Source organism: Pseudoxanthomonas sp. LjRoot206, from assembly GCF_056175725.1.
The window spans coordinates 961,525-969,903 of record NZ_JBGFFI010000001.1; the positions used below are offsets into that span (position 1 = coordinate 961,525).

Genomic DNA, 8,379 nt, shown 5'->3' on the forward strand with positions numbered 1-8,379 from the left:
CCATGATGTCCGTTCCCCCCGTCCGGCGCGTTGCGCCGGTTCTGTGCGCATTGGCACTGTGTGTGGCCACATGGATGGCACCGTCCGCGCAGGCCGCCGACGCGAAACCATGGCTCGACACCGCGCGCAGTTTCGAGGCGCGTGCCGCGGCGCTGGTCGCGGAAATGACGCTGGAGGAGAAGGCCGCGCAGATGCAAAACGCGGCGCCAGCCATCGAGCGGCTGGGCGTGCCGGCCTACGACTGGTGGAACGAAGCGCTGCATGGCGTGGCACGCGCTGGGCAGGCGACGGTGTTTCCGCAGGCCATCGGCTTGGCGGCCACCTTCGACGTGCCTCTGATGGGTGAGGTGGCCACCACGATCAGCGACGAAGCGCGCGCCAAGCACCACCAGTTCGTCCGCGACGGGCAGCACGGCCGTTACCAGGGGCTGACCTTCTGGTCGCCGAACATCAACATCTTCCGCGATCCGCGCTGGGGCAGGGGCCAGGAAACCTACGGCGAGGATCCATACCTCACAGCGCGCATGGGCGTGGCCTTCGTGCGCGGCCTGCAGGGCGACGATCCGGTCTACCGCAAGTTGGACGCGACCGCCAAGCACCTGGCCGTGCACAGCGGCCCCGAGGCCGATCGCCATCACTTCGATGCGAAGCCCAGCAAGCGCGACCTGTACGACACCTACCTGCCCGCGTTCGAAGCGCTGGTGAAGGAAGGCGACGTGGACGCGGTGATGGGCGCCTACAACCGCGTGTATGGCGAATCCGCCAGTGCCAGCAGGTTCCTGCTGCGCGACGTGCTGCGCCGCGACTGGGGCTTCAAGGGGTACGTGGTCTCCGATTGCTGGGCCATCGTCGACATCTGGAAGCATCACAAGATCGTCGCCACCCGCGAGGAGGCCGCGGCGCTGGCGGTGAAGAACGGCACCGAGCTGGAATGCGGCGAGGAGTATTCCACGCTGCCCGCGGCCGTACGGCAGGGGCTGATCAGCGAGGCCGAGATCGACGATGCGGTCACCCGGCTGTTTGCCGCGCGCATGCGGCTGGGCATGTTCGATCCGCCCGACCGCGTGCGCTGGGCGCGCATTCCGTACTCGGTCAACCAGGCGCCGGCGCACGACGCACTGGCGTTGAAGGCGGCGCGCGAGTCGCTGGTGCTGCTGAAGAACGACGGCCTCCTGCCGCTGTCGCGCGACCTGAAGCGCATCGCGGTGGTCGGCCCGACCGCCGACGACACCATGGCGCTGCTCGGCAACTACTTCGGCACCCCGGCAGCACCGGTGACGATCCTGCAAGGGATCCGTGACGCCGCCAAAGGCATCGAGGTGAGCTATGCGCGCGGCGTGGACCTCGTGGAAGGGCGCGATGATCCAGCCGCCACCCCCCTCATCGAGGCCGCCTACCTGCGGCCGTCGCCCGATTCTCCCGAGCGCGGTCTGCGCGGCGAATACTTCCGCACGCAGGACCTGTCCGGGCCACCCGCCCTGGTGCGCACCGATGCGCAGATCGGCTTCCGTTGGGACCGCGGTTCGCCGACCGACAACCTGCAGGCGCGCGGCGAGGCGGGTCCGGGGCAGGGCGTGCCGAACGACCGCTTCAGCATCCGCTGGAGCGGCCAGCTGTTGCCGCCCGTGTCGGGTCGCTACCGGATCGAGGCCGCCGCGGACGATGGTTTCCGCCTGTACGTGGACGGCAAGCGTGTGCTCGACCACTGGACCAACGCTGATCGCCTGCGCAGCGATGGCGTGGACCTGGACCTGGAAGCCGGACGCGCTTACGACCTGCGACTGGAGTACTACGACGCCGAGCGCGATGCCGGCGTGCGTCTGGCATGGCGCATGCCGGGTGCCAAGCCGCCGTTCGAGGAGGCCCTCGACATCGCGCGCAGCGCCGACGTGGTGGTGTTCGTGGGTGGCCTGACGGGTGATGTCGAAGGCGAGGAGATGACGGTCAACTATCCGGGCTTCGCCGGTGGCGACCGGACCGACCTGCGCCTGCCCGCCACGCAGCGCGCCCTGCTGGAAGCGTTGCATGCCACCGGCAAGCCGGTGGTACTGGTGCTGACCGGCGGTTCCGCGCTGGCGGTGGACTGGGCGCAGGCGAACCTGCCGGCCATCCTTATGGCCTGGTATCCGGGGCAGCGGGGCGGCACGGCAGTGGGCGAGACGCTGTTCGGCGATGCGAATCCCGCCGGCCGCCTGCCGGTGACGTTCTACACGGCAGACCAGCCGATGCCGGCGTTCGACGACTACACGATGGAAGGCCGCACCTACCGCTACTTCCGGGGCACGCCGCTGTATGCGTTCGGACACGGCCTGTCCTACACCCGCTTCGACTACCGCAACCTGCGCACCGATGCACGCACCGTCGCCGCGGACGGTCGCCTGCGCGTGCAGGTGGACGTGGCGAACACGGGCAAGCGGGCGGGCGATGAGGTGGTGCAGCTGTACGTCCGTCCGCTGAACGCCGGCCCCGGCGATCCGCAGCAGGAGCTGCGCGGCTTCCAGCGCATCCACCTGGCGGCCGGCGAGCGGCGCACGGTCGTGTTCGAACTGGAGCCGCAGCAGGCCCTGCGCCGCTACGACGAGGCGCGCGGCGCCTACACGGTGCCGCCGGGTCGCTACGAGGTGCACGTGGGCGGATCCAGTGCCGACATCCGCGCGCATGCACCTTTCGAGGTCGCCGAGAAATGAGCGAAACGCACCGCATCATCCCGCATTCTTTCTTTCCACGACGTCCAGGACAGCCGACGCATGGCCAGCACTGACCACACGCTATCGATCCGGGAAAAGCTGGGCTACAGCCTGGGCGACCTGGCGGCGAACCTGATCTTCCAGACGCTGATCACCTATCTCGCATTCTTCTATACCGATGTCTATCGCCTGCCGGCGGCGACGGCCGCGACGATCATCTTCGTGGTCGGCCTGCTGGGCGCGTTCGTGTTCACGCCGTTGATCGGCATCGCCGCCGACCGCACATCGACACGCTGGGGCAGGTTCCGGCCGTGGATCCTGTGGACGGCGGTGCCGTTCGGCGTGCTGTCGCTGCTGGCCTTCAGCACGCCGGACTTCAGCGAACGCGGGAAAGTCGCCTATGCGTTGATGACCTACAGCCTGCTGGTGCTCGTCTACGCGGCGAACAACCTGCCGTACTCCGCGCTCAGCGGCGTGCTGACCGGCAGCATGGCCCAGCGCAACAGCCTGTCCGCCTACCGGTTCGTGGCGGTGATGATCGCGCAGTTCATCATCCAGGTGCTGCTGATGCCGCTGGTGCTGATCCTCGGCGACGGCGACCGCGTGGTCGGCTTCGAGCGCGTGATGACCGTGTTCGCCGTGGTGGGCACGGTGTTCTTCCTGATCACCTTCGCCACCACGCGCGAACGCATCGTGCCGACGAAGGCGCAGTCCGGCGGGGTGATGCAGGACCTCGCGGACCTGGCGCGCAACCGGCCCTGGCAGGTGATGCTGGCCTTGACGGTGCTGGTGTTCATCAACCTGGCGCTGAAAGGCGGCACGTACATCTACTACTTCCAGTACTACATGGACGAGGCGGCGCTGGCGGGCTTCCTCGCCGACTCCGGATTCAACGGCTTCATCGCCGCCGTGAACGCGACGCTGACCGGTGCCGGCCTGGCGGGCTTCACGTGGCCGGAAGATCCCGCCACCTCCACCTTCAGCCTGTTCAACGGCAGCGGCATCCTCTGCATGATCCTGGGCATCGGCGTGTCGCGGAAACTGGCCGACCGCTTCGGCAAGCGTGACGTGTTCGGCGGCGCGCTGTTCGTGTCGACGCTGTTCCTGCTCGCGTTCTACGTGTTCCCGCCCACCGCGGTCGCGCTGGCGTTCGGCGCCTTCATGCTGCATGGCTTCTGCTACGGCATCACCATCCCGCTGCTGTGGGCGATGATCGCCGACGTGGCCGACTACTCGGAGTGGAAGAACCACCGTCGCGCCACCGCCATCATCTTCTCCGCCATGCTGTGCGGCCTGAAGATCGGCCTGAGCGTCGGCGGTGCGCTGGTCGCCGGCATCCTGGCGCATTACGGCTACCAGGCAGGCGCCGACGAGCAGTCGGCCGCGGTCGTCGATGGCATCCGCCTGACCGTCAGCGTCTACTGCTCCATTCCCTTCCTGGTCGCGGTGGCGCTGCTCTTCCTCTATCGGATCGACAAGCCGATGGAGACGCGCATCGAACACGAGCTCGACCAGCGCCGTCGCACCGCGGGCGCAGCCGCGTGACCTCCATGTCCCTGCCCATGAACGACACACCTGTCCACGACGACGCCACGCCGCGCTCTGTCGAACTCGACCGCCTCGCGGAACGCGCGATCTCCCGGCCGCTGGTCACCCACATCTACACCGCCGACCCGTCGGCGCACGTGTTCGAAGGGCGGCTCTACATCTATCCCTCGCACGACATCGACGGTGGCGGCGCCTTCGACGACGAAGGCGGGCACTTCGGCATGGAGGACTACCACGTGCTGCGCATGGAGTCGCCGGAGGGCGAGGTCACCGACTGCGGCGTTGCGCTGCATGTGCGCGACGTGCCATGGGCCGAGAAGCAGATGTGGGCACCGGATGCCGCGCACCGCGATGGCCGCTACTACCTCTACTTCCCCGCCAAGGACGGCGTTGGCCTGTTCCGCATCGGTGTGGCGGTCGCCGACCGACCGGAAGGTCCATTTGTCGCGGAGCCGGCGCCGATCGACGGCACGTACTCGATCGATCCCGCGGTGTTCGAGGATGACGACGGCGCGCACTACCTGTACTTCGGCGGCATCTGGGGCGGCCAGTTGCAGCGCTACCGCGACAACGCGTACGACACCGCGCATGAAGAGCCGACCGGCGACGCGCCCGCGCTCGGCCCGCGTGTCGGGCGACTGGATGCGGGCATGAAAGCGCTGGCGGAGCCCACGCGGGAGATCGTGATCCTGGACGAGCAGGGCGTGCCGCTGCGTGCCGACGACCATGCCCGCCGCTTCTTCGAAGGCCCGTGGCTGCACAAGCACGAGGATCGCTATTACCTGTCATATTCCACCGGCAACACCCACCTGCTGTGCTACGCGGTGGGCGACGGTCCGTATGGCCCGTTCACTTATGCCGGCGTGATCCTGACGCCGGTGGTCGGCTGGACCACGCACCATTCCATCTGTGCCTTCGGCGGACAGTGGTATCTCTTCTATCACGATGCGGTGCATTCCGGCGGCGTGACGCACTTGCGCACGGCGAAGTGCACCGTGCTGCACCACGAGGCGGATGGCCGTATCCGCACGATCGATCCCTATGGCGGCTGATCCGCGTCACGCTGCCTGGGACGACGCGCTGGCACCGATGCCGGCAGGTCCGTTGCACTGGTTGCGCGCAGGGCGGCTGGAGGTCGCGCTCGCGCCGGAAGCCGGCGGCCGCATCGCGCAGATCCGCCATGACGGCATGGACTGGCTGATCGGCCCCGATGACGGCTGGCCCGCGACCATCGCCTGGGGCTGCTACCCGATGGTGCCGTGGGTCGGACGCTTACGCGCAGGACGTTTCGATCTCGACGGTCGCACCCATGCGTTGCCGGTGAACTTCGGCGGGCACGCGATCCATGGCATCGGCTTCTCGCGCCCGTGGCGGATCGACACATTGGAGACGGACCACGCCACGCTGTCGCTGGCGCTTCCGCGCGATTGCTATTGGCCGTTCGGTGGCACCGCGACGCAATCGGTACGTGTGGCAGGCGACCGCCTGCATCTGGAACTCGCCGTGCAGGCAGACGACCAGGCGATGCCGGCGGTGCTGGGCTGGCATCCCTGGTTCCGCAAGCCCGACCGCCTGATCTTCGCCCCCACTGCGATGTATCCGCGCGACAGTGAGGGCATCGCGACGCTGCCCCGTGTGGCGCCCGTCCCCGGTCCGTGGGACGACTGCTTCGTGGCGGAGGGCGAGATCGCGCTGGCGCGTGAGGGACAGCGTCTCGACCTGCGCGCCGATACCGACCACTGGGTTGTGTACGACGCCGCGGCGCATACGACCTGCGTCGAACCGCAGACCGGTCCGCCGGATGCCTTCTCGCTTGCGCCGCGCGTGTTGCAGCCCGGCCAACAGCATCGACTTTCCTTCGAACTCGCCTGGCGTACGGGCGGCGAATGACGGGAGCGGTGCCTGGTGAGCGTCACACGGTTCGTTCCTGCGTCTGAAGAATGACGACGCGCCCGAGTCAACCTCGCATGACCGCCTTCCACGGCATGGCGCTCGTGGCGATCGCGTGGCTGGGCGCCACTCCGGTCCGTGCGCAGGACGACGTCATGGTCGCCATCGCCACACCGGATCAGCCAACGAAGGGGAAACACCATGAAGCCACATCGCACCGCAGGCGCGCTGATTCTTTCCGCAGCGCTGATGCTGCCGTGGGCAGGGGAGTCGTTGGCGCGGGAGCCCACTTCTCCGACGCCACGGTCGAATCCGCTGATCCGCGACAAATTCACCGCCGATCCGGCGCCGCTGGTGGTGGGTGATCGTCTGTACCTGTACGTCGGACACGACGAGGCGCAGCGCGACGAGATGTTCAACATGCGCGAGTGGCTGGTCTATTCGACGACGGACATGGCGACCTGGGTCGACCACGGTCCGATCATGCAGGTGGCCGACTTCGCCTGGGCCAAGGCCGATGCCTGGGCGTCGCAGACCATCGAGAAGGATGGCCGGTTCTGGTTCTACGCCGCGGTCGAACATGACGACAACCAGCCTGGCAAGGCCATCGCGGTCGCGGTGTCGGACCGCCCGACGGGTCCGTTCGTCGATGCGAAGGGCGCGGCCCTCATCACTAATGAGATGACGCCCAAGGGCACGCACAGCTGGGAGGACATCGATCCGACGGTGTTCACCGACGACGATGGCACCACCTGGATCGCCTGGGGCAACCGGCAGTGCTACATCGCACGGCTGAAGCCGAACATGATCGAGATCGACGGCCCCATCACCGAGATCACGCCGCCACACTTCGAGGAAGGCCCCTGGCTGCACAAGCGTGGCGATCTTTATTACCTGACCTATGCCTCGCTCGATCGAGCGACCCACCGCGACGAGAAGGTGTCCTACGCCACCGCCCCTTCCATCCAGGGGCCGTGGACGTATCGCGGCGAACTCACGGGTTCGGGGAAGTACAGCTTCACCATCCATCCCGGCATCGCCACGTTCAAGGGCAGGGATTACCTGTTCCTGCACAACGCCGCCCTGACCATCGGCGACCAGAACGGCGCCATCGGCAGGCGTGCGGTCACGGCCCACTACCTGCAGTACGACGAGGATGGAAGCATGAAGTCCGTGCTCCAGACCGACGAGGGAATATCCGTAGTGCCTGAGCGTCAGCCTTCCGCTCGCTGAAGTGTGTGGCAAGCGAGTACGGGAGCGGGTCGCTGTCCGGATTCGTCTCTCGGGTGAGCGGGAAGCAACGACACACGGATGCGGTTCCGCCAGTATCCGGATTCATCCGTAGCCGCTGGACATCGGGAGTTCGCCAGAGAACTCACGCCTCGCGTTCTTCCTGCTGAAGCCGCTTGAACCCCATGCGCCGGGCGATGAAATCGTCCCCTCTCGTCCATTCGTGGAGCATCGCCGCGAGCAGGTGGAGGCACACCAGTCCCAGCAGGATCCACGCACCGTACACATGCACGTACCAGGCGACGGCGCGTCCGGTTTCCTCGTCCGGCGGGACGAACAGCGCCGGCATCTCGAGACCGCCGAACAAGGTGCGATCCGCGCCCATCCATACCCAGATGACATGCCCGCTGAGCGGCAATGCCAGCACCAGCAGATAAAGCAGGCCATGGATCCAGGATCGCGCACGATGTACGCCGGGTGGTTCCTCGGTGTCCACTGCCGGCATGGACATCACCAGTCGCAGACAGAGTCGTAGCACCGTCAGGCCCAGGATCAGCATGCCCAGCCGGAAATGCGGCCGCAGCAGTGCCTCCGACCACCGCACGACGCCGTACTCCGCCACACAGCCGAGCGTGAACTGCACCGCCAGCAGCAGGGCGAGCAGCCAATGCAGCACGCGCAGCGGCAAGGGATAGCGTTCCCCCACGGGCTTTCTCACGGTGCGCATCCATGATACCCCGGGATGTTCCGGCCCAGCACGATGTCGCGACGTGCGAGCCATGGTAGTTCCTACGGTTTAGTGGACACCTTGACCTAACCCTCAGGAGTGTCCCAATGCCCAAGCCAGGCCCCAGAACCATCCATCGCTACAGCGATGCCTTCAAAGCCTCTGCCGTGCGTTTGAGCCAGCAGCCCGGCGTACGGGTCGGCGATGTCGCCCAGTCGCTTTACATCCATCCCTTCATGCTGTCTCGTTGGCGAAGACTCGCGCGGGAGGGCGTTATCGTGACCAAGGGTGCACCGG

Annotated in this window: 7 protein-coding genes; 6 read left to right on the forward strand and 1 reads right to left on the reverse strand. The window is 67.1% G+C overall.

All coding sequences use genetic code 11. The annotated features are described in order from the left end of the window. Nucleotides 1–74: 74 nt before the first annotated feature. From AC04MD_RS04635 to AC04MD_RS04655, 5 genes are all read left to right on the forward strand, one after another. Nucleotides 75–2,687 carry a glycoside hydrolase family 3 protein gene (locus AC04MD_RS04635; protein ID WP_475496133.1) on the forward strand — a complete coding sequence of 871 codons (2,613 nt, stop codon included), beginning with the start codon at nt 75–77 and terminating at the stop codon, nt 2,685–2,687. Between the two features lie 60 nt (nt 2,688–2,747). Beyond that, nucleotides 2,748–4,232 carry an MFS transporter gene (locus AC04MD_RS04640; protein WP_475496134.1) on the forward strand — a complete coding sequence of 495 codons (1,485 nt, stop codon included), beginning with the start codon at nt 2,748–2,750 and terminating at the stop codon, nt 4,230–4,232. Nucleotides 4,233–4,237: 5 nt separating this feature from the next. After that, the gene (locus tag AC04MD_RS04645; RefSeq protein WP_475496135.1) at nt 4,238–5,287 is read left to right on the forward strand and encodes a glycoside hydrolase family 43 protein; all 1,050 of its coding nucleotides are present in this window, start codon (nt 4,238–4,240) and stop codon (nt 5,285–5,287) included. Continuing rightward, entirely contained in the window at nt 5,277–6,125 is an 849-nt protein-coding gene (locus AC04MD_RS04650) for an aldose epimerase family protein (RefSeq protein ID WP_475496136.1), read from the forward strand. Before AC04MD_RS04645 ends, AC04MD_RS04650 begins: the two co-directional genes overlap by 11 nt. Nucleotides 6,126–6,326: 201 nt before the next feature. Further along, the gene (locus AC04MD_RS04655) at nt 6,327–7,358 is read left to right on the forward strand and encodes a glycoside hydrolase family 43 protein (protein ID WP_475496137.1); all 1,032 of its coding nucleotides are present in this window, start codon (nt 6,327–6,329) and stop codon (nt 7,356–7,358) included. Between the two features lie 142 nt (nt 7,359–7,500). Here the strand turns inward: AC04MD_RS04655 and AC04MD_RS04660 are convergent, their stop codons facing one another. Continuing rightward, complete coding sequence (locus AC04MD_RS04660; RefSeq protein WP_475496138.1) at nt 7,501–8,073, reverse strand: cytochrome b/b6 domain-containing protein; 573 nt, start codon at nt 8,071–8,073, stop codon at nt 7,501–7,503. Nucleotides 8,074–8,189: 116 nt separating this feature from the next. On the opposite strand from AC04MD_RS04660, the gene AC04MD_RS04665 reads away from it, so the two are divergent. Beyond that, the coding region (locus tag AC04MD_RS04665; RefSeq protein ID WP_475496139.1) for a transposase at nt 8,190–8,379 on the forward strand (190 nt) is incomplete at its 3' end.